Source organism: Lonsdalea quercina (assembly GCF_900107885.1).
Taxonomy (GTDB): domain Bacteria; phylum Pseudomonadota; class Gammaproteobacteria; order Enterobacterales; family Enterobacteriaceae; genus Lonsdalea; species Lonsdalea quercina.
Genome location: NZ_FNQS01000003.1, coordinates 246226 through 271591, shown reverse-complemented (window position 1 = coordinate 271591; position 25366 = coordinate 246226). Strand labels below are relative to the sequence as shown.

The window sequence follows — 25366 nt, the reverse complement described above, 5'->3', positions numbered from 1 at the left end:
CGTTCCTTATAGTTGATTCAAAAAAACGAAATAACGCGCCAGGCTTATTTCGTCGAAATTTTGCTGTGGTAATCACAGGTCCCTTCATCGGAATCCTACCGTCGGGCTGCTTTTATTCGCCGTTTCGAATGAACGGCGTGTGCTGATGCCGTCAACACGGGCTGCGCGAATAAAGCCCCTTATGGCGAATTCTCAAGGCAATAAATAAAAATGGGCGGACGCGAAATGCCGTCCGCCGGAGTGCTAGCGGCGATGATACATAGCCATCGCGTTTACCAGCTGTAACTCACCGTGGCGACGATGCTGCGTCCGGAGCCGTAGAAGCAGGCGGACGTATTGCTGCACGACGCGACGTAGTGTTTGTCAGCCACATTGTTGACGTTGAGCTGAACGGCCGCGCCTTTCAGGCTGGCGGCGGCTTCACCCAATTCGTAACGCGCCATCGCATCGAACAGGGTGTAGTGAGGCACTTTGAAGCTTTCGGCGTTATCGCCGTAGCTGGTGCCGACGTACCGTACGCCGGTGCCCAGCGTCAGGCCTTTCAGCGCGCTATCCAGGAATCGATAGGTTCCCCACGCGGATGCGGTGTGACGCGGAATCGACGCCGGCGCCTTGCCCACTTGGTTGGCGGTATTGCTCTCGCGGGTTTCCGCATCGGTGAAGGTGTAGGCGCCCATCAGGCTGATTTCCGGGGTCAGCTGGGTATGCGCTTCCGCTTCCACCCCCTTCGATTTCACCTTGCCGATCTGCTCGTTGTACCCGGTGATGCTGTTGTAGGAGGTGATGTTCTTCTGGGTGATGTCGAACAGCGACAGCGTCAGCAGCGTATCGCTGCCCGGGGCCTGATATTTCACCCCGACTTCGGACTGCTCGCCTGTCGTGGGCTTGAACGGGTCGCTGCCCGGCGCACCGCTGCTCAGGTTAGGTTCGAAAGAGGTGCTGTAGCTGATGTACGGGGAAATGCCGTTGTCGAAGGCGTACAACAGCGCCGCGCGGCCGGTGAACTTGTTGTCGTTCTGCTGAGTGGTGGTGGACCCGGTCCGGTCAGTGGTGCGCACTTCGCTCCAGTCATTACGCCCTGACAGCAGCAGGTTCCAACGCTCCCACTCCAACTGGTCTTGCAGATAGATCCCCACCTGGTCGAGCTTTTTCACCGTACTGGTCATCAGACTCAGTTCATTGTCGCTGACCAGCCAAGAGCCGCCATAGACCGGGTTGGCCCAGTCGAAGTCGTACTGATCGCCGCCGTTGCGCCAGTAGTTGTAATCCTGCTTCTGCCACTTGTAATCCAGACCGCCGATCAGGGTGTGCGCGACGTCTCCGGTAGTGAACTTGGCTTTCAGCTGGTTATCCAGCCCCAGCTCGTCGGTATTGGTGTACTCCTTCTGCTGGCGGCGGGAGATCGTAGTGTCCGTCGCCGTCCCCCCAACGGTGTACACCAGATACTTGTATTTCTCCTTCAGCTTGGAATAGCGGAAGTTCTGCTGGAACGAAATCGTGTCGTTAAACGAGTGGTCGAAGATATAGCCAAGAGAACCCAGCTCGCGTTTCGACTCGTGGTAGTGAGGGTCGCTGACGTTCAGGTCATAGGGGATATAGCCGGATACCGTCTCAAATGCCGTACCGTAGGCGGGCAGAAAGTTGCGGAAGCCCGCCTCCGGGTCGTTTTGGTACGCCGTCAGCAGCGTAAAGCTGGTATCGGGATTCGGCAGCCAGGTCAGGGCGGGCGCGATGGCGACCCGTTCCTGTTTGGAGTCTTTAACGAATTCGTGCTGGGTGCTGCCGATGCCGTTCAGGCGATAGAGCACCGTCTTGTCATCGTTCAGCGCGCCGCCGAAGTCGAACGCCGCTTCGCCTAGATGCTGGTTGCCCGCGCTGAACTGAATTTTGCGGATCTCTTCGGCCGTCGGGCGTTTGCTGGTCATGCTGATCAGTCCGCCGGGATTAACCTGTCCATAGAGCACCGATGCCGGGCCGTGCACCAGCTCAACGCGCTCCAGCAGCCACGGATCGAATTTCCCCAGCGAGGAACCCTGACCGCTCAGGCCGAAGCTCAGGCCATCCAGGAATTTCGGCGCATACCGGAACCCGCGGGAAATCACTTCGTCATTGCGGTTGGAAGAACCACGGTAGTTGGTGACGACGCCACTGCTGTAATTCAGCGCGTCAGCCACGGAGCCGACGGCCTGCTGGTCCATCTGGTCGCGCGTTACGACGGAAATCGACTGCGGCGTTTTCACCAGCGGGGTTTCGGTCTTGGTGCCCGACGCGCTGGCTTTGGCCACGATGCCTCGCAGCGGCGCAGTGACGCTCTCTCCCTGAGTGGCGGTGACCACGATTGTGTCATTGCCGTCGGCGGCGGAAGGCGTATCCGCCGCCTGCGCCAAGGCAGGGGTCAGGAGCGCAGAGGCCAATATCAGAGGCGCTCTGCGGCCATTAGTATAAAAAGCAATAAGCTGTGTTAATGGTTTTATTTTGGTGGTGAACATGATTTATCCCTTTGAAAACCTGTCGCAAAACATCAGAAAGAAGGATTTCGTAAGCATTGCGTCAACGAATCACCGAAGCGTCTAACAATCTTGTTGGTGAAAGGTTGATAAACCCCTTATTTTTAGTGGCTTTAGCTCACATTAATCCCTGGCTTAACGTAAGTTCGATTTACATGTTATTGCAAGTGTAAATGATTCTCAATATTATTCGTTTTTATGTCTGATTCTGTGATGTAATCCGCAGACGTATGGTTTTAAGTAAATAATCTTAAGTAAGTATTAGGGGTTATCGGAACAGGAGGAGGTATGTCTGAACCACGGCAACCCGGCTTTACCGCGGCGTTATTAAACGCGCCAGAGGTGGGAACGGAAGCCTGGTGGCGACGTGTGGCTCAGCTTGGCACGCCGCTGGTGGAAAGCGCGGCACCTGGGCAGGTCAGCGCGACATTTTTGTGGCGGGACCCACACGGTTCGGGGGCGCAGTCTCCCATCCAACGAGTCTATGCGGATATCAACGGCGTCACCGACCACCACAGTTGTTCGCCGCAGAGCCTACGGCGTCTGGCGGACACCGATGTTTGGCACTGGAGCGTCACGCTGGAGAACGACTGGCGCGGCAGCTACTGCCTGCTGCCCGTCACGGAAGCTGAGCTACCGCCGTCGTTCAGCCAGGACGACAACGAACGACGCCAGCAGCAGCGAGAGTGGTGGTGTTCGCTGTCGGCTCACGCGGTGGCCGACCCGCTGAATGCCATTCTGCCCCATCACACTTGGGGCGGGCAGCCGGAGTCGTCCGCTCACATGCCCAATGCGCCGGCTCAGGCCGCGTGGCGGCGCATTGACCGGGGACAGGCGTCGGCGCCGGACGCGCGTCGGCTGCACACCTTCACGTGGCGCAGCGTCACATTGGGCAACGCCCGGCGCATCTGGCTTTACACCACGGGAAACAGCGAGGCGCCTGAACATCGCCCGCTGGCGATCGTGTTGGACGGTCAGCGCTGGGCGGATCAGTTCCCGCTCTTTTCCGCGCTGGACGAAGAAACCCGAGGCGAAAAGCTGCCGCCCGCCGTCTGGCTGCTGATCGACGCGCTAGACCCGTCGACCCGCGGCGACGAACTGCCCTGCAACGCCGCATTCTGGTCGGCGGTGCAGGATGAGCTGTTGCCGTTAGCCGCTCGGCATGCCCCTTTCAGTCATGACCCCGACCGCACGTTGGTAGCGGGGCAGAGTTACGGCGGACTGGCGGCGCTGTATGCCGGACTTTTCCTGCCGCAGCGGTTCGGCCGGGTGCTGACGCAATCCGGCTCCTTCTGGTGGCCTGACCTGAAATTCATCACTGAGGGCGAGCCATGCTCGCAACCCGGCGGCTGGCTGGGTGAGCAGGTCCGTAAGCGGGGGCGGACAGAAAGGCCTCTCACGATTTTTCAGGAGGCGGGACGCCGCGAAGCGGACATAGCACTCGTCAATCGACAGATGCATCAGGCGCTGACAGAGGCGGGACACCGGGTTCAGTTCCGGATGTATGCGGGCGGTCATGATGCGCTGTGCTGGCGGGGCGGCTTGATCGACGGCTGCCGCTGGCTGATGGCGGAAATGACTGAGGGGGCGTTCACGCCACAACCACATGAAAAAGGTAATAAGTATGAGTCAGGAACAACAAAACCCGTTTGATGATGACAGTCTTGAGTTTCAGGTACTGGTGAATCCGCAGGAGCAATACAGCTTGTGGCCGTCCTTTGCCGCCGTCCCCACAGGGTGGAAAACGGTTTACGGACCGGGCGACCGCTCGGCTTGCCTGAACTGGATCGAAACCCAGTGGCAGGATATGCGTCCCGCCAGCCTGCGACAGGCTGAGATGTAGCCACGCCGCACATCGGCGTCGGCTCGGCGCCCCACACTGTTTTCTCCATGCAAACGCAAAGGAAGTCTCATCGTGTCAGACACTCTCGTTGCGCCTGAATTACAGGCGAAATATTTGGAAATGCCGCTCGTGGCGGCCCAGCCGGGGATCTGGATGGCGGACAGCATCGCCAGCCGGAGAAATGTTTTTACCGTGGCGCATGCCATCGAACTTAACGGCTCGCTTGACTGCAACGATCTGGAAACCGCTATCCGCCAGGGACTGGCCGAAGCGGATACGGTACATGCCCGCTTCACGCTGAACGAAGACGGCGAGCCGCGACAGTCTGTGCCGACGCGTGTCTTGCCGGACGCGGTGCGCGAGGTAGAGTGGCTGGACTTAAGCGAGCAGCCGGAAGGGGAAGCGGCGGCCTATGCGTTAATGCAGGCGGATCTGGCGGAAGAGCTGCCGGCGGACGGCGATCGGCCGCTGTACCGGCATAGGATCATGCGCGTGTCGGCCGCGCCGGAACGCTGGCTGTGGTATCAGCGTTATCATCATCTGTTGCTGGATGGATTCAGTTTTGACGCGCTGACCCGGCGGATCGTCGACATTTATAACGCGCTGCGGGCTGGAAAAACGGCGTCGCCCACGCCGTTTACGCCATTCAGCGATGTGGTGGACGAGTATCTGACCTGGCAGTCCTCTACCGCCTGTCAGCGCGCCGCCGAATTTTGGCGTACGCATGCGGTTGACCTGCCGACGCCGATCTCCTTGTCTACAGAGGAGGGCCTCCCTCACTCAGACACGGTGCGGACCTGGCATCATCAACTCTCGTTCCCGGCGGCACCGTTTGCCGCGCTGGCCGCGAGTCCCGAACTGGGTCAGGCCCAACCGGCGGAAATCGCAATGGCGGCGCTGGCCGTCTACCTGTTCCGCATGAGCGGCGAGCCGCGGCTATCGATCGGTTTTCCGTTCATGCGCCGTATGGGGTCTGCGGCGCTGACCGCCGTCGGACCCGTGGTGAACGTACTGCCGTTGCAGTTAACGCTCTCGCCCGACATGACGTTGACGGACGTAACCCGCGCGTTGCTGGCGGAGATCAAAACCGTCCGCCGCCATCAACGCTACGAAGCCGAACAGCTGCGGCGCGATCTGGGGCGGGTAGGCGAACAGGATGGGCTATACGGCCCGGTATTCAACTACAAAGTGTACAACGCAGGACTGACGCTGGACGGCACGCCCGCCGTCACTCATGTGTTGGCGATGGGTCCGGTGGACGATCTGGAGTTTGAAGTCGGTGTCGACGGCGACCGCCTGCAACTGGGGCTGGTGGCGAATCCCGCCCGCTATGATCGCGAAACGCTGGCCGCGCACGGCGATCGTTTACAGCACCTGCTGTCCCAACTGGCAGAGCAGCCTGCACAGCCCATCGGCGAACTGTCGTTGCTAAGCCTCGAAGAGCAACGGCGGATTGACAGCTGGAGCCGAGGGCCGCAGCTCGCGATGCCGGATGACGGCGCGTCAGTCATAGACCTGCTGGTGCGTCAGGCGACCCGGCAGCCGAATGCGGTCGCGGTCACTAGCGCAAACGAACAGATTGATTATGCGACGCTGTCGGCGTGGGTGATGCGGCTGGCGCGCGTGCTGATCGCGCGCGGGGTGGGCGCGGACGATGTCGTCGCTATCGCCGTGCCTCGCTCCGTGGACAGCGTGGTGGCGATCCTGGCTGTATTGGCCAGCGGCGCGGCGTATCTGCCGCTGGATCTGGACTACCCGCGCGAGCGTCTGACGCTGATGTGCGAAGACGCCCGGCCGGTGCTACTGCTGACCTGGCGGGACCGGCTCGCGCAGATGCCGGCGCTGGCGGACGCCTTGTGTCTGGACGATGACGCGCTGCGGGCGGAATGCCAGGCGGCGTCGGCGGCGCCTATCGGCGATGGCGATCGTCCGCAGCCGCTGTCCGGCGATCATCTGGCCTACATCATCTATACCTCCGGCTCGACCGGGCGTCCGAAAGGCGTCATGAGCACGCATCGCGGCCTGCTGAACCTGCTGCTGTCTCATCAGCACTTCTTGTTTGGTCCGGCGATGACGCGTTTCCAGCAGCGTCACGAAAGACGGTTGCGCGCCGGTCATACCGCCTCCTTCTCGTTCGACTCCTCCTGGGAGCCGCTGTTCTGCATGCTGATGGGCAGCGAACTCTACATTTTCGACGAAGACTTGCGCCGGGACGCGTGGGCGCTGGTGCAGCAGATGAATCAGGTGCCGGTGGACCTGCTGGACATCACGCCGTCGTTCTTTTCCCAGCTGATCGACGCCGGTCTGCTGGAGGCGGAACAGCATCAGCCCGCTTTCATCATGATCGGCGGCGAGGCGGCCACGCCCAGGCTGTGGCAGTTGATGCAGCGCCAGAACGCCATCGAAATCCACAACTACTACGGCCCGTCTGAGTACACCATCGACACCTTGGGGGCCAGCGTACAGGCGGCGGACCAGCCCGTGATCGGTCGGCCGGTCGCCAATACTCGCGTCTGGCTACTGGACGCCCGTTTGCAGCCGGTGCCGGTCGGCGTCCCCGGCGAACTGTATATTTCAGGGCCGGGCATTGCGCGCGGCTATCTACGTCGCCCGGATCTGACGGCGGCCCGTTTCGTGGCCAATCCCTTTGCGCCGGGCGAGGTGATGTACCGCACCGGGGACGTGCTGCGCTGGCGTCCCGACGGCCAGCTGGCCTTTATCGGACGCGTCGATCATCAGATTAAAGTGCGCGGTTTCCGCGTGGAGCTGGGCGAAATCGAAAGCGCGCTGGCGGGGCTGCCGGAAGTCAGCACCGCTGTCGTGATCGCCGAGCCGATGGGCGCGACGCATCGGTTGATCGGCTATTGCTCGGTGCCGGATGAGGCACTGCGCGCGCAGCCGGATATCTCCGCCCGCCTGTTGGCGCAGCTGGGCGTGACGCTGCCGGAGTATATGGTGCCAGCGCTGCTGATGGTGATGGCCGAGCTGCCGCTCACGGTCAACGGCAAAATCGACCGACAGGCGCTGCCGAAACCGCAGGCGGCGGCCGTTCGACAAGGTCGCGCCGCGCAGGGCGAGCAGGAAGTGCTGATTTGCGAGGCCATCGCAACCCTGCTGCGGATGAACGCGGTTAACGCGGACGACGACTTCTTCGCGCTGGGGGGCGACAGTATCTCGGCGATGGGACTGGCGACGGCGCTGCGTCGCCAGGGTTGGATGCTACGTCCGCGTGACATTTTCTCTGAACGCACGCCCGCCGGGATGGCGCGAGCGATGTGTCCGCTGACGCAACAGGCGCAGTTACCCCGCGTCGCTCAACGAGGTCCGCTGACGGGGCTGCCTATCCTGCACTGGTTTGCGCGGCATCACGGCATCAACCGCCGTTTCGCTCACGCGGTCTGGCTTAACGTTCCCGAAGAGATGAAGGCGGAGCAGACGGTGCGGGCGTTAGAGGCGCTGATCGCCAGCCACCCCGTACTGGCGGCTTATACGCAGGACGAACGGCTGGTGGTGGGAGAATCTCCACGTCACGCGGCGGCGTCGCTCTGTCGCATGCTTGCAGTGGAAGGCGATGCCGAGGCGGCCGCCGAGCAGGCGTTTGATGAGGCGGTCGGCCGTCTCGATCCGTCGCAGGGCATGATGTTGCAGGCCGTGCTGCTGCGCCGGAATGAGGCGCAGTCTTGCGGGCTGGTGCTGGTCATTCATCATTTGGCGGTGGACGGCGTCTCCTGGCGGGTGCTGCTGCCCGAGCTGCGGCAGGCCGCCGAAGCCGTGTTGGCCGGACAGACGGCGACATTGCCCGAGGAGGCCTGTTCGTTGCACGACTGGTCGTCTCATCTGCTGGCGGATATCCCCCGGCGGCGCGACGAACTGGCTTTCTGGCAGTCCATGCTGCCCCCGGACGTCCCTCGACTGGGACGGCGTCCGCTGCTGGAAGAACAGGATCGCCAGCATCGACAGCGCGAACAGCGTCTGCTGCTGACCACGCAGCAGACCGAAGCGCTGCTGACCACGCTGCCCCAACGTTATCGCGCGGGTGTGGAGGAGACGCTGCTGTGCGCGTTGGCGATGGCCTGCGCTCGCCGCTTCGCCGTTTCCCGTCTGCGCCTGACGCTAGAGTCGCATGGTCGCAGCGATCGGGATGATCGGTTCGATCTGACGCGCACCATCGGCTGGCTGACGGCGGAATATCCCGTGTGCCTGGACTGGTCTGACACAGACGCGGCGCAGCCGTGGCAGGTGATGCGTGCGGTGAAACGGGTGCTGCGCGCCGTGCCGGATCGCGGCATCGGCTACGGCGTACTGCGTTATCTGGATGCGACGAATGCAGACTCTCTCGCCGAGCGGGAAGCGCAGAGCGCTCCCGACATCCTGTTTAACTATTTGGGCCGCTTTGAGGCGGCGGATGGCGCGTGGGCGCCGCAGCGCAGCGCTCGTCGTTTTCGCGATGCGTTTGCCGTCGCGCAGGACGGGCAGATGGCGCTGGGCCACGGTCTGGAGATCAACCTCTTCGTCGATGAAGGTCAGGGAGAGCCTCGGCTGGCTATCCACTGGGGTTGGGCCGACGGCGTGTTCAACCGCGACGATATTGATGCGCTGCATCAGGCGCTGGCGCAGGCGGCGGACGATCTGCTGACGGCCGCGTGCCGACAACCGCAGTGTGCGGCGGATACGTTGGTGGCCGCCGACGTCGGCCTGACTGGCGTGACGGACGACACCCTGGCGCAGCTCAGCCAGCGACATGGGCCGCTGGAGGCCGTTCTGCCGCTGCTGCCGTTGCAGAAAGGATTGCTGTTCCATGCGCAGATGGCGGCGGACAGCGGCAGCTATAACTCGCTGACCCGGTTGTCGCTGTGCGGGCCGGTGACCGCGGAACGCATCGGTCAGGCGTTGAATGCCGTCGTACGTCACCATCCGCAGCTGGCCGCCCGGTTCGACAGCGAACAGGCCGAGCACCCACTCCAGCTGATCCCGCTATTGCAGGACGACGCCGACTACTGGCCGCTCGAAGTACAGACGCTGCCGTCGATGACGCCGGAGCAGGAAAGCGACGCGTTGCTGGCGCTCGAAAAAGGGGAGTTGGCGCGGGATCTGTTCCGTCAGCCGCGAACCCTGCTGCGCGCGCTGCTGGTCAGCCATGCCGACGGCGAACGCCACACGCTGTTTCTCAACGCGCACCATCTGATCGTTGACGGTTGGTCGACGCCGGTGCTGCTGGGCGACCTCTTCAAGGTGTTGGAAAACACGGCGCTGACGCCGCCTCGCATCAGCTATGGCGATGTGGTGCGGCAGTTGACGGCGCGCGATGCCGAGCGCTCTCGTTCGCTGTGGCGCGAGGTGCTGAGCGATGCGCGGCCGACGCTGCTGTTCGGCGATGGAGCGCACGACGACGAGGTGCGCGAGCTGGCGCTTTTGCCGGAGCCTGAACTGGAGCGAGGACTGCTGACGCTGTGCCGCCAGCACGGGCTGACGCTCAATACGCTGATGCAAGGCGTGTGGGGCCTGCTGCTCAGCGCCTACAGCGGCGCGAACGACGTGATTTTCGGCGCGCCGGTGTCCGGGCGTTTCGGCCAAATCGAGGGTATCGACGAGCACATCGGTCTGTTCAGCAACACGCTGCCGGTCCGGGTGAAACTCGACCCGTCGCGCTCGCTGCTGAGCCAGTTGGGTGCGCTGCAAGCGCAACAGATCCGGCTGATCGAGCATGACGATCTGGGGCTGGGCGACATTCAGCAACTGGCGGGTAATGGCACGTTGTTCGACACGCTGCTGGTGGTGGAGAACTACCCCGACAGCGGCGCGTTGGGCAGCGGTTCGGCGGGCATTCGCTGTGACGCGCTGAACAACCGCGGCTACACGCACTATCCGTTGACGCTGTTGGTACTGCCGGGTGAACGTCTGCTACTGCTGATGGAATATCGTTCCTGCGTAGCACAACCACAGCGGCTGGCTCGACGATTGATGCAGTTGCTGACGCAGCTGGTCAATCAGCCGGAACAGCCGCTTTGCGCCTGGGCGTTGCAACTGCCGGAGGAGCAGGCGCTGCTGGCGAGGGTGAATAACACGACGCACGCGGTGCCGCCGATGACGCTGCACGAGGCGCTGGAGCGTCAGGCGCGGCAAACGCCGGACGGCGCGGCGCTGGCGGATGCTCAACATCAACTGACCTACCGGCAGATGCGTCACCAGGTCGCGCTGCTGGCCGAACGGCTGAGGGAGGCGGGCGTCGCTCCCGGCGATATCGTCGCCGTCGCGCTGCCGCGTTCGGTGCGTCTGTCGCTGGCGTTGCAAGCCATCGTCGCCGCAGGCGCTGCCTGGCTGCCGCTGGATACCGGGTATCCGGACGAACGACTGGCGCTAATGGTGGACGATGCCGAGCCTCGGTTGGTGATCACGGAATCTGCGCTGAAAGCGCGCTTCGCGCCACTCGGCGACACGCTGCTGTTCGATGCATTGGACGATGCGCACCGTCAGCCGCAAAGTCCGCCGGTTGCGTCGTCGCTCCAGCACCCGGCCTATGTCATCTATACCTCGGGGTCGACCGGGCGGCCCAAAGGCGTCGTGGTCAGCCATCAGGCCATCGTCAACCGCCTGTGGTGGATGCAGGACGCCTACCGGCTGACCCACGACGATGTGGTGTTGCAGAAAACACCGTGCAGTTTCGACGTGTCGGTGTGGGAGTTCTTCTGGCCGCTGATGGTGGGCGCGCGACTGGTGATGGCGCCGCCGGACGCCCATCGCGATCCGGACGCGCTGACCCAGCTGATTAACGATTACGCTGTGACCACGCTGCACTTTGTGCCGTCGATGCTGGCGGCCTGGATCGGCGCGCTGGAAACGCAGACGGGCGTCGAATGCGCCAGCCTGCGCCGCGTGTTCTGTAGCGGCGAAGCGCTATCGCAGGAACTGGCGGAAAGCTATCAGACGCGAGTGGCGGCGCCGCTCCACAACCTGTACGGGCCGACGGAAGCGGCGGTGGACGTGACCTATCAGCCCGCGTCGGGCGAGGCGTTGGCTCACTGCACCACGGGCGGGGTGCCTATCGGTCTGCCGGTGTGGAATACCCAGCTGCGTATTTTGGACAGCGCGCTGCGACCGGTGCCGTTGGGTGTGGCAGGCGATCTCTATCTGTGCGGCATCCAGCTCGCGCAGGGCTATTTGCGCCGACCGGATCTGACCGCCGGGCGCTTCGTGGCCGACCCGTTTGCCGACGGCGCGCGCATGTACCGCACCGGCGATATCGCCCGTTGGCGAGAAGACGGCGCGATGGACTATCTGGGGCGCAGCGACGACCAGCTGAAGATCCGCGGGCAGCGTATCGAGCTGGGCGAGATTGAACAGGCGCTGTTGGCTCAGCCTGACGTGGCGCAGGCGGTGGTCTGCGCGCGTGAACTGGGCGAAGGCCAAGGCGCGCTGACGGGGGCCGATGCTCGTCAACTGGTGGCATGGGTGATCCCGCAGGAGGGCGTGACGCTGGAGACGACCATGTTGCATCAGGCGCTGGCCCAAGCCTTGCCGGCCCATATGCTGCCGGTCAGCTATGTCACCATGACGCAGTTCCCGCTTAGCGCCAATGGTAAGCTCGACCGCAAAGCGCTGCCGTCTCCGACGGGACCGGCGCAGGCGGGACGTGAGCCGGAAACGGAACATGAGCGCATGCTGGCGGCGCTGTTCGCCGAGATTTTGACGCTGCCGACGGTGTATGCCGACGATGATTTCTTCGCGCTGGGCGGACACTCACTGCTGGCGATGAGGCTGGCGGCGGAAATTCGCCGTCGTCTGGGGCGTTCGCTGACGGTCGGTCAGATCATGGCGGCGCGTAGCGTGGAACAGATCGCGCAACGGCTGGCGGGCGAGGGCGAGGCGTCTCGTCACAGCGGTGCGGACGAAACGCTGCCATTGCGCGCCGGCAGTGGGCCGACGTTGTTCTGCCTGCACCCGGCGTCTGGGTTCGCCTGGCAGTATGCCGGACTGTTGCGCCATTTGACGGGGACTTATCCGCTTGTCGGGCTACAGTCGCCGCGTCCGGACGGCGTTATCGCCGCCTGTGATTCGGTGGCGGCGATGTGCGAACGCCATCTGGCGACAATCCGCCGCCTACAGCCGCAGGGGCCGTACTACCTACTGGGTTACTCGCTGGGCGGCACGCTGGCGCACGGCATCGCCGCGCGTCTGGAAGCCGCGGGCGAGCAGGTGGCGTTCCTCGGACTGTTCGACACCTATCCGCCCGAAGGGCAGGACTGGAGCGGACCGAGCGAGGAGCAGGCGCAGCAGGAGGTGGCACAGGAGCAGGCCGAATTCATGGCCGAGGCGGAAGAGGAAACGGACGAGCATCTGCGCGCGGAAAAAGCGGCGATGTTCCGCGATATCGTGGCGAACTACCGCGATGCGGTGCAACGGCTCTCTACGGCGTCCACACAGCGCTATCACGGTGAGGCGACGCTGTTCGTCGCCACCGGTACGTTGCCGGAAGGGATGGACGTGCAGGCGACCTGGGCGCCGTATGTCGATCGTCTGACGACCTATCTCCAGCCTTGTGAGCACGCGGACATCCTGTCGCCCGCCTCGCTGGAGCGATTGGGGCCGCAGCTGAATCGGCTGCTGATGCCGCTGGCCGAACTGAAATCACGGTAGGGCGATCGGGCGGAGACGCGACGCTCCGCCCGAGGTATCAGTGGGTCACAGACCCTTTGGCGCCGGGTGATAGCGGCCGCAGGGAACGATCAGCGGCGTGTGAGACACCGGATCGTCGATAATCACGCAGGCCATGCCGAAGACGTCGCGCACCAGGTCGGCGGTGACGATGTCGGCGGGCGCGCCCTGCGCCATCACGCGGCCCGACTGCATCACGATGAGATGGTCCGCGTAGCGGCAGGCCTGATTCAGGTCATGCAGGATCGCGACCAGCGTATGGCCGCGCTGTTGATTCAGTTCGCGGAACAGGTCGAGCAGATCGATCTGGTGGGCGATATCCAGCCAGGTGGTGGGTTCATCCAGCAGCAGCAGCGGCGTTTGCTGAGCCAGCACCATCGCAATCCAGACCCGCTGACGTTGCCCGCCGGAAAGTTCGTCCACGCTGCGGTCCGCCAGCTCGCTGACATTGGTGGCCTGCATCGCCTGTTCCACGGCTTCCTGATCCCCCTCGCTCCACTGGCGCAGCAGGCTCTGGTGCGGGTAGCGTCCGCGCGCGACGAGATCGGCCACGGTGATGTTGTCCGGCACAATAGCGTGTTGGGGCAGCAGACCGATCTGACGGGCAAGGGCCTTGGTCGGGATGGCGTGGATGTTTTTGCCGTCCAGCAACACTTCGCCTGCCAGCGGTTTCAGCAATCGGCACAGCGCGCGCAGCAGCGTCGATTTGCCGCAGGCGTTGGGGCCGACAATGACGCTGAACTGATGCGACGGGATGGTCACATTCAGATCGTCGGCAATGATTTTATGGTCGTAGCCCAGCGTCAGGTGGGCGGCGTGCAAAAACGGTGTCATCAATCACTCACTCTAAACAACGGTTGAGCCGTCTCCCACATGAACAGTGCGGAGACGGACGTCGGTCAATGGCGCGACTCGCGAATCAGCAGCCAGATCAGATAAATGCCGCCAATGCTGACGGTCACGGCGCCGACGGGCAGTTGGATCTGGCGGAAAGCGTGCTGGGCGATCATATCTGCCGCTATTAGCAGCGTGGCGCCGACCAAGGCGGCAGAGACCAGCGGCGTGGCGCTGGCGCGGGTTAGTCGGCGGGCGATCTGCGGGGCGGCGAGGGCGATAAAGGAGATCGGTCCCGCGGTGGCAGTGACCAGCGCCGTCAGTACGATACCGAACAGCATCAGCCACAGGCGGCTCGCCTCCGCATTGACGCCAAGCGCGCGAGCGCTGTCGTCGCCCATTTCCAGCAGCTGAAGTCGTTTGCCCTGCAACAGCACGGCCAACGTCGCCAGCGGCGTGAGCCAGAGCGCGGGTTGCGCTTTGGTCCAGGTCATGCCGTTGAGCGTGCCGGTGCCCCACAGCGTGGCGGTCATGGCGTGTTCCAGCGAACCCGTGATGATCAGCCAGGTGTTGAAGGCATATAGCACGGCGCTGACGGCAATGCCGACGATAATCAGCCGGAATCCGTTAATCCCTTTGCGCCAGGCCAGCAGATACACCAGCGCGGCGGCGGCGATCCCGCCCATGACGGCGCCGCTGACGATCTGGTAATAGTCGCCTTCCCACACCATCACCACCAGCAGCACGCCGGTGAACGCCCCGGTATTGAACCCAACGATATCCGGACTGCCGAGCGGGTTGCGAATAATAGACTGAAAAATTGCGCCGCTGATGCCGAGGCTTGCGCCCAACAGTAGGGCCATTGCCGCGCGAGGCGCGCGCCACTGGGTCACGACGGTTTGAATACCGCCGTCGGCGTGACCGGCCAACGCCCGCCAGACGTCCAGCGGGGCTATCTGTAGCGTCCCCAACCCCATCGCGACCGTGAGCAGCAGCAGGCCGAGCATCAGAAGCAGGCCGTTGACCAGCAGAGAGCGTCCGGCGATTCGACCGCTGACGATGCCGCCGGGGGCGCGCAGCGAGAGTGTCTTACTCAGCATTTCTGTTTCCTCAGGCTTTACGCTGGCGAACCAGCCAAATCAGAACCGGCGCGCCGATAAAGGCCGTCACGATGGAGACGCGCAGCTCGCCTGCCGCCAGCAAGCGGCCCGCGATATCGGCGCAGAGCAGCAGGATGGGGGCGAACAGAAACGAGTACGCCATGATCCAGCGTTGATCCGGTCCCGTCCACCAGCGGGCGACGTGCGGGATCATTAGGCCGACAAAGCCAATGGGGCCGGCCAGCGCGGTGGCTGACCCGCACAGCAGCATGATGGCCAGCACGGCAATGACGCGGACCAGCATGACGCGGGTGCCCAGCGCCATCGCGATGTCTTCGCCCATGCTGAGCGCGTTTAACGAGCGCGCGGCCAACAGTGCCAATACCGCGCCCAACAGTATGGTTGGTGTGACGATCCCGACGTTGCGCAGCGAACGAATATCCAGCGTTCCGGCTTCCCAGATGCGCATCTGGTCGAACGCTTGCGGGTCGAGCAGCGAGATGGATGAGGAGAGGCCGCTCAGGACTGCGCTGAGCGCGACCCCGGCCAGCGTCAGTCGAATCGGGTTGATGCGTCCCCCGCTGAGCGTGCCGATCAGCCAGACCGCCAGACTGGTGATGAGCACCCCCATCCAGGCGAAGCCCAGCCACGCGGTCATGCTGTTGATACCGAAGCAGGTAATGCCGATAACGATAGCGAAGCTGGCGCCCGCGTTGACGCCGAGGATGCCGGGGTCGGCCAGCGGATTGCGGGTCAGCGCTTGAATCACGGCGCCCGCGCCGCCCAGCGCGAGACCGACAATGATGCCCGCCAGCGTCCGCGGCAGGCGCGCATTAAGAATGATGGTGCTGTCGGCCGTGTCGAGCTGGCCAGTCAAGCTCTGCCAGACCACGACGGGAGAAATTGACTTGGCCCCGATAGTCAGGCTAGCGACGACAGCGAGCGCCAGCAGCAGCAGGAACACCAGAAGACCGGCGCGACGCCGAAAGGCTTGAAAGTAGCGGGTGGGTGGCTGATTGGCGGCGACAGGCGCCTGATGCGAAGGAAGTGACATCGCCAACGAACAGCTCCTTAATGTGTGAAGATGAGTATGATTATCATTAATGTTATCGAGCTGCTATGTTAGCATGCCTCGGTGAGCAAATACATTGACGTAGACCGCGTGTTGACGCCATTCAGCCGCCGCTGAACTGGCTATATCACCTTATTTTCACGGAATATTATGGCTAAATCCTCTATCTTGCTTGACTTCAGTTTGCTAAAAAACAACGCCCACTTTCGTGCGATTTTCGTCGCCAGAATGCTGTCCGTCTTCTCGCTCGGCATGCTGGCGGTGGGCGTCCCCATTCAAATTCAGTCGATGACCGGCTCCACCCTGCAGGTTGGGGTGGCGGTGGCGCTCGACGGCGTAGGGATGTTCATCGGTCTGATGTGCGGGGGCGTGCTGGCGGATCGCTTCGACCGGCGGAAACTTATCCTGTTCGCGCGCGGCACCTGCGGGCTGGGCTTCGTCGCGCTCAGTCTCAATGCCTTTTCGAGTTCGCCGTCTCTCGTCGCGCTGTACGTGCTGGCCGCTTGGGATGGATTCTTCGGCGCATTAGGCATGACGGCGCTGATGGCGGTGATCCCGCTGCTGGTGGGGCGGAAGAATCTCCCTGCTGCCGGCGCGCTGAGTATGGTGACGGTGCGACTGGGCGCGATCCTGTCGCCCGCGCTGGGCGGGGTGATTATCGTGGCGGGCGGCGTCGGCTGGAGCTTCGCCGTGGCGGCTGTCGGCACGCTGGGCACCCTGATCCCGCTGATGCGGCTGCCGTCGCTTCAGCCGGAGGCCAGCGAGCCGGAGCATCCGCTGCGTTCGCTGGCGGGCGGCGTGAAATTCGTCTGTTCGCATCCGGTCGTCGGCTGGGTCGTGGTGCTCGGTCTGCTGGTCAGCATGATCGGCGCGATGCGGGTACTGTTTCCCGCGCTGGCGAACGACGTCTATCACGCCGGACCCTCCGCCATCGGCCTGATGTACTCCGCGGTGCCGCTGGGGGCGATGCTGGGCGCGTTTACCAGCGGCTGGGTTTCCGGCGTACGCCGGCCGGGACTGGTGCTGCTGGTCTGCACGACAGGCGCGTTTCTGTCGGTGGCGCTGCTGGGTGTGGCGGGCTATTTCGCCGTGGCGCTGGCAGCGCTGGTCTGTTACGGCTATCTCAACGCCATCGCCTCCCTGCTTCAGTTCACTTTGATTCAGACCCATACGCCGGACAGGCTGCTGGGGCGGGTCAATAGTCTGGGCTCGGCGCAGGACGTCACCGGCGATTCGCTCGGCGCGCTGGGCCTGGGGGCGATGACCCGGCTCATGACGCCCGCGCTGAGTATTCTGTCGTTCGGCGGCGCGGCGGCGATACTGGGACTGGGGCTGATGTTGCTGGTTCGGCCTTTGCGCCGGTGTACATTCGGGCAGGTCGACGAGGAAGAATCGGTCAGCGAAGCGCTGAATGAGGCCGCAGAATCCCCGGCGCGCCACTCTTAGACGACGAGAGCCAGAAGCGTGGCGGCAGGCCGCAGGGACGCGGCCGTATCGGGGACATGAATCATTGGGGCTTACGGAAAAAATGCTCGATATTGTTCAGCATATTGCTGGCGCTGTAATAATCAAGCCGGAACGTATCCGGCCCCATCGCCCACACGCGCTGTTGCACGACGGGTTCTATATGACGCAGGAACGGGTTATTCATCAGGTTTCCGACCGTTCTTTCATCCGCAGAGAACAGCAGCAAAGACTTGCCGTTCAGGCTGTCGGCCATGTTCTCCCCCGAAATCTGCACGATGTCCCGCCGTTTACCCTGGCTGGTCTCGGTCGGCAGATTGGGCGGCAGTTCCGCCAACTGGAACCCTAACTCCGACAGGAGCTGGCCTTGCGCGGAAGCGCGGGTCCAGATATTTACCCCCCGGCCATCTTCGTAATACACCAGCGCTGAAACCGGCTGCGGCGGCAGCGTAATCGCCTGTTTGATCGACTGTACGCGTCGTTCGAAGCGGTCGACGACGTCATGGGCCTCTTTTTCGCGGCCCGTCGCTTCTCCCAGCTGTTCGGCTAACTGCTGCCAGCTTTTATCGCCATAGTCGATCACCAGCGTTGGGGCGATGGCGGAAAGCTGGTCATAGAGTTTCAGTGCGGAATCGCCGCCGGTGGCGGCAATGACGATCAGGTCCGGCGACGCCGCGGCAATGGCTTCCGCATTCGGCTCGGTGATGTACAGCGGTTTGACGTTGCGCGCTTTGGCTTCTCGTCCCCACTGAATAAAAAAGCCCTGATCGTCGGACACCGTTGAATTGCGGCTGGTGGCGCCGGAACCAATCACCTGCGCATCAATCGCCAGCAGCGTACCGGTAATGGTGACGCTGGTGGAGACGATGCGCTGCGGCGGATGTTGCAGCGTCAGCGGGCCTTTTAACGTTTGGAACGTGCGCGGCCAGCCGTCGTGAGCGGTGGTGGAAGACGGTAAAGTGGGACTGGCGCTGTTCTGATTATCGCAGCCGCTGATGAGGGTGAGCAGGGTGCTAAACATCAGCGCGCACAGCCGGGGAAATTGGGAATAGGCGTAGCCTTGCATAGCCGTCAGACTCCTCCTGATACGGACAAGGTAGTGCTCGGATTCGGGAGGGAGAGTAAACGATAACCACGCTGAGTTACAACTCGAAATCCCCGGCGACGCGTCGCCGGAGCGTGATTAACGCATGATGCGGGCGAGGAAGTCGCTGGCAAGGTTGGCGCCCGTAACGGAGACGCGGTGATCGACGTTCGGCAGCAAATGCAGTTCGCAGTTAACCCCGGCCTGCGTCAATGCACGTTCCGTCTGCTGGCTATGCTGCCAGGGCAGTTTGTCGTCCTCCATGCCGTGTATCAGCGCGACCGGTGTTCGGCGCGCCATGCGAGCATCGGTAAACACCGGCAGATAGCCCGAGAAGGCGACGATTGCGCCATAGGGGCAGCGGTCCGACGTCAGTGTATCCAGCGCCATGATTGCGCCCTGAGAAAACCCGACCAGCGCGACCCGTTCCGGGTGTTCAGTCATCTGGTATTGGTCTATCGCTTGCTGAATAACGGCATCGAACGTGGTACGTGCGGCGACGATGCGGGCGTTGCGTAAGGTGGGAGTATCGTCATCGATATCGAACCATTGAAATCCCTCGCCTTGCGTGAAGGGAAAAGGGCCATCGGGAAGGGCGAAATGTGTGGCCGGCCACTGTTGTTGCCAACGCTTGGCCACGGAAGCGAAATAGCGGCCATAGCCGCCGATGCCGTGCAAAAAAATGATCAGTGAATTATCCATACGGTCCCTCGCTGTAGATAAATCGGCTACGGCAGTGCGCCGCAGCGGCAAGAGAGAGAATAGCACCGGGGCTGGCGTCAGGCACAGGCCCCGGATGAAGCGGGATCAGGCTTGACGCGATCTCGTCGGTTTCAGGGCATAAGGCCCGTCGCCGACTAACGCCAGCGCGATCAGGCCGACGATCCACAGCGCAGGGAATCCCCAACCGCCGTTTGGATTGTTGAAGAAGAAGCCCGGCAGCGGCTTTACTGTGGCACAACGGCGGCGGCGTCTGATTGGGGTCGACGCTGCCCTTGAAAGCGGTGTTGGCGGTGACCTCACCCGAGCGCTGATGCTCTACGGGTGAGGTGGCGGTTTTTACAAGGCTTTGGCGGTGAACAGGTCGACCTGCGTGGCATCGGCGACGCGTTTGAGGTAGGCGGCGACGTTCGGGCCGAACTGGATGCCCTTGACGATGGTCAGAGAGCGCAGTATTGGGAACAGGACAAAGTCGCTGGTGGAAATGGCTGTCGGCTGTGCCAGCAACGGCTCCAGCTCAGCGAGCTGTTGCTCGACATTTGCGATCAGTTCTGGCGTCTGAGCCATCAGCGCTTCCAGATCGCCAAAGGCTTTCTCTTCCCGGATTCGATAGGCTTCACGCGCTTCCGGCGTGGCCAGCTCTTTGAAGTCCGCTTGGGTAAAACGCGGAACCGCCAATTTGAACACCGGACCCGTGGCGGCTTTGCTCCAGGCTTCAAGGGTCGGGTCGACCGGCTTGTCGACGATGAGCGGCGCTTTGATCGCGTCGACGTAATGCACGATATCCATGCTTTCCGGCATGTAGCTGCCATCCTCTTTTTGCAGTATCGGGACAACCTTGCGTCCGACCATGCGGGTTGGCGTTTCGACATCGCCTTCCATAATCACGGACAGCTCATGAGGGATAGCCTTGAGACCGAAAATCATTCTGGCTTTAACGCAGAACGGACAGTGTTCATAGATGAAAAGTTTCATTGATTAGCACCTTACTGATAGGAAGAACGGTTACGCTGATGGTCTCTTCGACCCTCGCGCCGCCGTATAATTCGATGGCTAAGATAATGTAGTCGATCGGCAACCGTAAAGTGGCTATTGAGGCGATCTGACGCGAGTTAAGGATACCGCCGGCACGGTATCCATTCGTCTGTATGCGGTATGACACGCGTAATATCCGTTTTTTACTCTTTGAATATATCGATTAGCTTACATTTCTCCGATGATGTGTTCAGGTTTATAAAGAAACGGTTTATAAATTCTGTCTGGTTTTATTCGGATAAAGGTTTCTCTCTGTTCTTAACTAAAATCCTCTCCAGCATTAATTCATCAATATACAAATGATATGTTTTTCGCATGATGGGTTTAATTTCATCTTTCATGACAGAACGCGATGGGTCAACCTATGCTTAATATATATAATTAAGAGATGCTGTCTTTAAGTATGACTTTCTGATTGATAATGGTTTCGTTTATTCATGATCTCATTCATATGCCGTCATTTCAAATATAATCACTTTGTTGCACGGATTCATTCCCTGTCAGCAAAGATCGCGTTTGCCCTTTAACATGTTCGAAAATGGCCGATGAGTAGGCGAAAGATATGCTCTCATGTGGATTACAATCTATATTTAACAATGAGTTAGGGTAAATAAAGCGAATGTCCGTGAGAAAAGCGTTCTGCAGGATAAATTTAAAATAGAGTTCCTTTCTGCCATATTCCACCGTCCGAAAGAAGAAAAACTCACAGGTCAACCTTTCCTTTTCATTCAATGCATTGGCCAAAAGCGGCGTGGATTTATCAATGGGTTTTATTATGTCGACGTGTCGAAAGGGATCATAGTCATCTCGTGATAATGTGTTTATTAGTTTATAAACACATATTTCATTGTCATGGGAAAGGTGAAACCGTTTCCCGGTGGAATTCATGTTTGAACAGCCTGATGAAATCAAGCCTTGCTTTTTCCCCGTTAACTTCAAATAGATCATGTTGGACATACTGGCTCCTTGGACCCTACCTGAACGGTATGGTCGAACAAAAGAAATGTTTTTGTCTTTCTGACAATCTAATATCTACATTATTCATATTTTGAGTCAATGAGAATAAACAGTAATCGATATATAGAAATAAAAATTTGGCTATGTGGAATTTTATTTCAGTCCTGTCGTGAATGCATGGTCTCAAATAAATAAGAGTTGAAAGAAGATCAACAGGTTGAATACCTGGACAACATTATGTGGGGTCGTAAAGGCATAGGAGGAGGGCCGTCTGTGGTGCGTGAGGGCTTTTGGCGAAACGTTTCACGCAACATATCTCTAAAATGTTTAGCCCGATATCCTGCAGGCGGGACGTGCGTGGAATCATAAAGACCCAATCGCTAAGACTACATGGTGCAATTGAATTTTGGTCGCCCGGCAAAGCGACGCCTGCCTGTACACCTTTTTGCTTCTGGTGACGGCGGAACAGTCGATCAGTCTCGAGGGTTCGATTCTGTACATGATGTGCTGATGTGTTGATGTGCTGATGTGCTGATGTGCTGATGTGCTGATGTGCTGATGTGCTGATGTGGGGGGCATTTTCGTGCGTTCATTGTCGTCAGTGATGTTAATTCTGAAGTTCTACTATAGAGGTTGACCTGAATATCCCAGAGCAGCTTCGCCTGGGCGCTGAAAAAACAAGTCAACAACAGGTGCTGGAAATGCTGCCGGAACGGTTCAATAGGAAGACAAAACGGGGGTTGGTAACGGCCAGACGAACATGTTGTTTCTAACCGGATGAGAGAATACGGGCTTGTTGTCGGTAGCGGGTGACCCTTCACGGAAAGCCCCTCTTGAAAGGGATGCGTCATTTTCGTGATCTCGCTCTGTCCGGTTCTTGTAGGCCGATTTGATTGTTTTATATGATAAAAATTTAGGACTTTCTCTCTCTCCCTTTCCTATTAGCGCTAGCCTGTAAAGTTTCAGTCTAACGTTATCGTTGATTTTGCGTTTAAAACAAATATGAGAAACATATAGCGTCTGCCCTTTCTTTGAATACCCAATTTATGAAAAAAATGAAGGCGGGATTGAGCTTCACTCATCCCTACAAGACTCTGCTGAAGTTGAAGTGAGTGACGATGCCGTGAGCAAGGCCAACTTTCGTTTTCAGCCACGTGTTTATTTTGGAACATATACTCTTGGTAAGGTTGATATCCTTAACATTATCTATTCTTCAAGTACGGTAGTCGTTGGGCTACTCCCCGGCTTGTTGTACTTCGAAACAACGCAGTCACCAGGCTCGTGGGCAGAGACGCTGAAGGTCAGGACCAGCGCCAGCTACGCTGTCGTTATAGCTGGCTGTTCAGATCAATTTGCATGCGTTCTGCTGAACCTTGAAAGATCTCTCGGAACAGGCATGTTGAACGGCATTGCGGAAACTCTTCTTGATGAAGAATCACTAACCCATTATTCGGCTCATTCAATCTGCCTCCACGGATCTGTGAAGCGCGATTTTTGCTTATGTTTTGCCGGGACTCAGGTGGGTCCGTCTATTTATCTGTCAGTGCTTCAACCTTGAAATAAGACCTTTAATCAGCGCACATCGCGCCGGAGAAAATATTTTGATTATTGAAAATTTCACACTCACCCCCAATTCTGCCATTGCGAATGGTGCTGACTTAGTCAGCGCGAGCGCCGTTGTCATGAATGGCAATAGTTACGTATCCGGGGAACCCGTCGTTTTCAGTATTACTTCAGGCTCTGCCGTTTTTTCGAATGGCTTGTCATCCATTGTCGTTTCAACCAACAGCTTGGGGGCCGTCTCCGCCAGTCTGGTTGACACGATAGCTGAAACCGTCGTGGTGGAGGTTGCGCTTCAAAACGATGCCTCTGTTCATAGCTCGCTGGCTGCAACGTTCACCCAATCGAGTAATAAAACCGATACCCTAAATCTTCTGCTGACCGTCGACGACGCGAAAGCTGATGGTGAGGACCAAAACCTGGTAGAGCTACAAACGTTCAGCGGGGCAATCCCCGTTCCGAGTGTGGGCGTTTCTGTGGCGCTAACAAATGGCGCTGTCTTCATCAATGGGCTAAACACGGCAGATATAACCACTGACAGCAAGGGGCGGGCCTCCCTGCCGTTTACCAGTACTACCGCTGGCAAAACGAGACTGACCGCTTATCTCCAGGATAACATTGTTGTTTATGGCTCAGTGACCGCCACTTTTGTTTCAGCTACACCTTCAACTGACGTTTCTCTGGTCCTGAACGTGGTATCTGATAATGCTCAGGCAAACGGAAAATCTGTTAACCGCGTATGTGCAACGGTCACTGACAATACTACCCTCAAGCCGCTTTCTGGGCAGACCGTTATGTTTACCATCACCTCAGGCAGTGCCACCTTTGATAATGACAGCACTACCTATAGCACGACTACTGATAGCGACGGCAATGCCTATGCCTCCGTGAAGGATACGAAGGTTGAGTCCGTGACGATCAGGGCAGCCGTGGGAGACAAAACGGCGACCGCCACGGTTCATTTCTCCCAGGAAACAACTCCTCTTAACATCCAACGCATTTATAATGTTAACCAAACGTTCCCGTCTGGGGGTCCAACAGTAGCCTGGAACAATGCACAATTTTCTATGGATGTGTCAGGAGGAAGTGGAAATTATTCATGGAGCATCACTGAAGGAAATGATGTGTTGTCCGTCGTTTCTTCTTCCGGCCACACAGGGGTATTCAAATTTTCCCAATCGAGAAGCAGCGTCAATCCTGATAAAGAATATAACATCCATGTGTCTGATACAGATACTGGGGAAACAGTTGATTATACCTTTACTATCGACCTCTATTTTACAGAATTCGGAGATTTGTATTGGTATACCAACCCCAATGAATTCCCAACCACCAACGAATTTAATCGCTTGTTAAATGAGTGGGGTTTTATGATTCCTTATGATGGATGGGTTACGGATGAAAATAATGGATGGTACTGGACGAGTGAGCATTCTTCCTATTATTACGCTCATGCATTTAACGTCAAAAACGGAAAAGAAGGTAATTACAATATCAAAAATACCGTATGCGCCTATGCAGAAAAATACTGAAGCATGGTTTTTATCAATCATGAAATTATTGACTATGAAGCGGTGATCTTACCTTGACGAACATGCTCTCTCGGTAAGTGGCGCTACCAGGCCGAAGGCGATGGGGGTGACTCCGTTGTCTGGGGCTAAGTAGATAATTATTTTCAATATCAGTCAGTTACGGAATCACTTCCTTCCAGGATTGGAGGGGAGTGATTACTGCCGTGAATGTGAATACTGTTAGCTCATTAGCAGTTTAAATAAAAAATCCTAAGAAAATAATCAAGTGTGAGATGAATAATGATTAAGTGTTTTGATTGTCTCTTTTGCGATCTTATAAATTATTTTCTTTGCCTTATCTTCAATTGATGCTGACATAAAAAGTCTAAATCCTAGGTTTTAATGTTGATTTTGTTCTAAAACTGGAGGGGGTATGGTGTCAGGCTACATTTTGGATTTGCATATAACCACTGATTCAATAAACTTTATTATTCAAGTTAATGAAGGGAGGCTTGAACGGCATGATTTATTACGGATGGGTTTTATTGTGTGTTGATAAGCTATAATGAAAACAGCTCATGGCTGATGACACTATCCTCTGCTTCATTTGAAAGTGACGTTATTTTCCACCCGATTGAGCTGTTCGTAAGAAAGAAATTACTCACCCCTTTTTATCGCGACTGTTTCGCAAAGCAAAGAATGGCGTGGCGATGTTATTTACCTTTTGCATCCCCACGAATAAGATCGACGTTATCTGCCCGCCAAAAAGCTGAATTTAGTCATTACTCCCAGGATGAGAGCGTACGAAGCAGTGAATTATGGATCTGAATTTATCGAATAACGTAGAAGGCGATAGGCCCTGGGAGATTTGTGATATGGCGTCCCCAGCAGGAATCGAACCTACAACTAGCCCTTAGGAGGGGCTCGTTATATCCATTTAACTATGGGGACGCGGCTGCCGGGCATTATACTCGATTTCGCCGCGTCTATAAGCACTTGGCGGTGCGTTTGCTTATTCCTCCACCAC

Annotated in this window: 13 protein-coding genes and 1 tRNA gene; 5 read left to right on the top strand and 9 right to left on the bottom strand. The window is 58.9% G+C overall.

All coding sequences use genetic code 11. From position 1 onward, the window contains the following. Window positions 1-272: 272 nt before the first annotated feature. Entirely contained in the window at window positions 273-2489 is a 2217-nt protein-coding gene (locus tag BLU64_RS06425; protein WP_074728154.1) for a TonB-dependent siderophore receptor, read from the bottom strand. A 306-nt stretch (window positions 2490-2795) separates the two neighbouring features. Here BLU64_RS06425 and fes point away from each other — a divergent pair, with 306 nt between their 5' ends. From fes to BLU64_RS06410, 3 genes are all read left to right on the top strand, one after another. Then, the gene (gene fes / locus BLU64_RS06420; RefSeq protein ID WP_074728152.1) at window positions 2796-4160 is read left to right on the top strand and encodes an enterochelin esterase; all 1365 of its coding nucleotides are present in this window, start codon (window positions 2796-2798) and stop codon (window positions 4158-4160) included. After that, entirely contained in the window at window positions 4132-4350 is a 219-nt protein-coding gene (locus tag BLU64_RS06415) for an MbtH family protein (protein WP_026743536.1), read from the top strand. The genes fes and BLU64_RS06415 overlap by 29 nt, the downstream gene beginning before the upstream one ends. Before the next feature lie 72 nt (window positions 4351-4422). Continuing rightward, a complete protein-coding gene (locus BLU64_RS06410) occupies window positions 4423-12984 on the top strand; it encodes an amino acid adenylation domain-containing protein (protein WP_074728150.1) in 8562 nt (2853 codons plus the stop codon). 45 nt (window positions 12985-13029) lie between these two features. Here BLU64_RS06410 and BLU64_RS06405 read toward each other — a convergent pair whose 3' ends face one another. From BLU64_RS06405 to fepD, 3 genes are all read right to left on the bottom strand, one after another. Next, the gene (locus tag BLU64_RS06405; protein WP_026743538.1) at window positions 13030-13836 is read right to left on the bottom strand and encodes an ABC transporter ATP-binding protein; all 807 of its coding nucleotides are present in this window, start codon (window positions 13834-13836) and stop codon (window positions 13030-13032) included. Window positions 13837-13901: 65 nt separating this feature from the next. Then, window positions 13902-14936: an iron-enterobactin ABC transporter permease gene (gene fepG / locus BLU64_RS06400; RefSeq protein ID WP_026743539.1), complete on the bottom strand. Its 1035-nt coding sequence runs from the start codon at window positions 14934-14936 to the stop codon at window positions 13902-13904. A gap of 10 nt (window positions 14937-14946) precedes the next feature. Then, window positions 14947-15990, bottom strand: a complete 1044-nt coding sequence (gene fepD, locus BLU64_RS06395; RefSeq protein ID WP_074728149.1) for a Fe(3+)-siderophore ABC transporter permease — start codon at window positions 15988-15990, stop codon at window positions 14947-14949. Window positions 15991-16158: 168 nt separating this feature from the next. On the opposite strand from fepD, the gene entS reads away from it, so the two are divergent. Next, window positions 16159-17454 (top strand): enterobactin transporter EntS, encoded by a 1296-nt coding sequence (gene entS, locus BLU64_RS06390; protein WP_026743541.1) that lies wholly within the window; start codon window positions 16159-16161, stop codon window positions 17452-17454. A gap of 61 nt (window positions 17455-17515) precedes the next feature. On the opposite strand, the gene fepB is transcribed toward entS, so the two are convergent. From fepB to tssD, 4 genes are all read right to left on the bottom strand, one after another. Next, window positions 17516-18538, bottom strand: coding sequence for a Fe2+-enterobactin ABC transporter substrate-binding protein (gene fepB, locus BLU64_RS06385; RefSeq protein ID WP_026743542.1), 1023 nt, complete (start codon window positions 18536-18538; stop codon window positions 17516-17518). 117 nt (window positions 18539-18655) lie between these two features. Beyond that, on the bottom strand, window positions 18656-19258 hold the full coding sequence (locus tag BLU64_RS06380; protein ID WP_026743543.1) for an alpha/beta hydrolase: 603 nt from the start codon (window positions 19256-19258) through the stop codon (window positions 18656-18658). A gap of 357 nt (window positions 19259-19615) precedes the next feature. After that, entirely contained in the window at window positions 19616-20251 is a 636-nt protein-coding gene (gene grxB, locus BLU64_RS06370; RefSeq protein WP_074728145.1) for a glutaredoxin 2, read from the bottom strand. Between the two features lie 522 nt (window positions 20252-20773). After that, entirely contained in the window at window positions 20774-21268 is a 495-nt protein-coding gene (gene tssD / locus BLU64_RS06365) for a type VI secretion system tube protein TssD (RefSeq protein WP_026743545.1), read from the bottom strand. 1601 nt (window positions 21269-22869) lie between these two features. On the opposite strand from tssD, the gene BLU64_RS06360 reads away from it, so the two are divergent. Then, a complete protein-coding gene (locus BLU64_RS06360) occupies window positions 22870-24360 on the top strand; it encodes an Ig-like domain-containing protein (RefSeq protein WP_026743546.1) in 1491 nt (496 codons plus the stop codon). An 855-nt stretch (window positions 24361-25215) separates the two neighbouring features. Here the strand turns inward: BLU64_RS06360 and BLU64_RS06355 are convergent. Beyond that, window positions 25216-25290 (bottom strand) — tRNA-Arg (locus tag BLU64_RS06355). Window positions 25291-25366 lie beyond the last annotated feature (76 nt).

Excerpts from the sequence above, each read along its gene's own strand:
- tssD (WP_026743545.1), bottom strand. The coding sequence starts at position 21,268 with ATGTCCAACATGATCTATTTGAAGTTAACGGGGAAAAAGCAAGGCTTG.
- fes (WP_074728152.1), top strand. The coding sequence starts at position 2,796 with ATGTCTGAACCACGGCAACCCGGCTTTACCGCGGCGTTATTAAACGCG.
- entS (WP_026743541.1), top strand. The coding sequence starts at position 16,159 with ATGGCTAAATCCTCTATCTTGCTTGACTTCAGTTTGCTAAAAAACAAC.
- fepD (WP_074728149.1), bottom strand. The coding sequence starts at position 15,990 with ATGTCACTTCCTTCGCATCAGGCGCCTGTCGCCGCCAATCAGCCACCC.
- BLU64_RS06405 (WP_026743538.1), bottom strand. The coding sequence starts at position 13,836 with ATGACACCGTTTTTGCACGCCGCCCACCTGACGCTGGGCTACGACCAT.
- BLU64_RS06415 (WP_026743536.1), top strand. The coding sequence starts at position 4,132 with ATGAGTCAGGAACAACAAAACCCGTTTGATGATGACAGTCTTGAGTTT.
- fepB (WP_026743542.1), bottom strand. The coding sequence starts at position 18,538 with ATGCAAGGCTACGCCTATTCCCAATTTCCCCGGCTGTGCGCGCTGATG.
- grxB (WP_074728145.1), bottom strand. The coding sequence starts at position 20,251 with ATGAAACTTTTCATCTATGAACACTGTCCGTTCTGCGTTAAAGCCAGA.
- BLU64_RS06425 (WP_074728154.1), bottom strand. The coding sequence starts at position 2,489 with ATGTTCACCACCAAAATAAAACCATTAACACAGCTTATTGCTTTTTAT.
- fepG (WP_026743539.1), bottom strand. The coding sequence starts at position 14,936 with ATGCTGAGTAAGACACTCTCGCTGCGCGCCCCCGGCGGCATCGTCAGC.
- BLU64_RS06380 (WP_026743543.1), bottom strand. The coding sequence starts at position 19,258 with ATGGATAATTCACTGATCATTTTTTTGCACGGCATCGGCGGCTATGGC.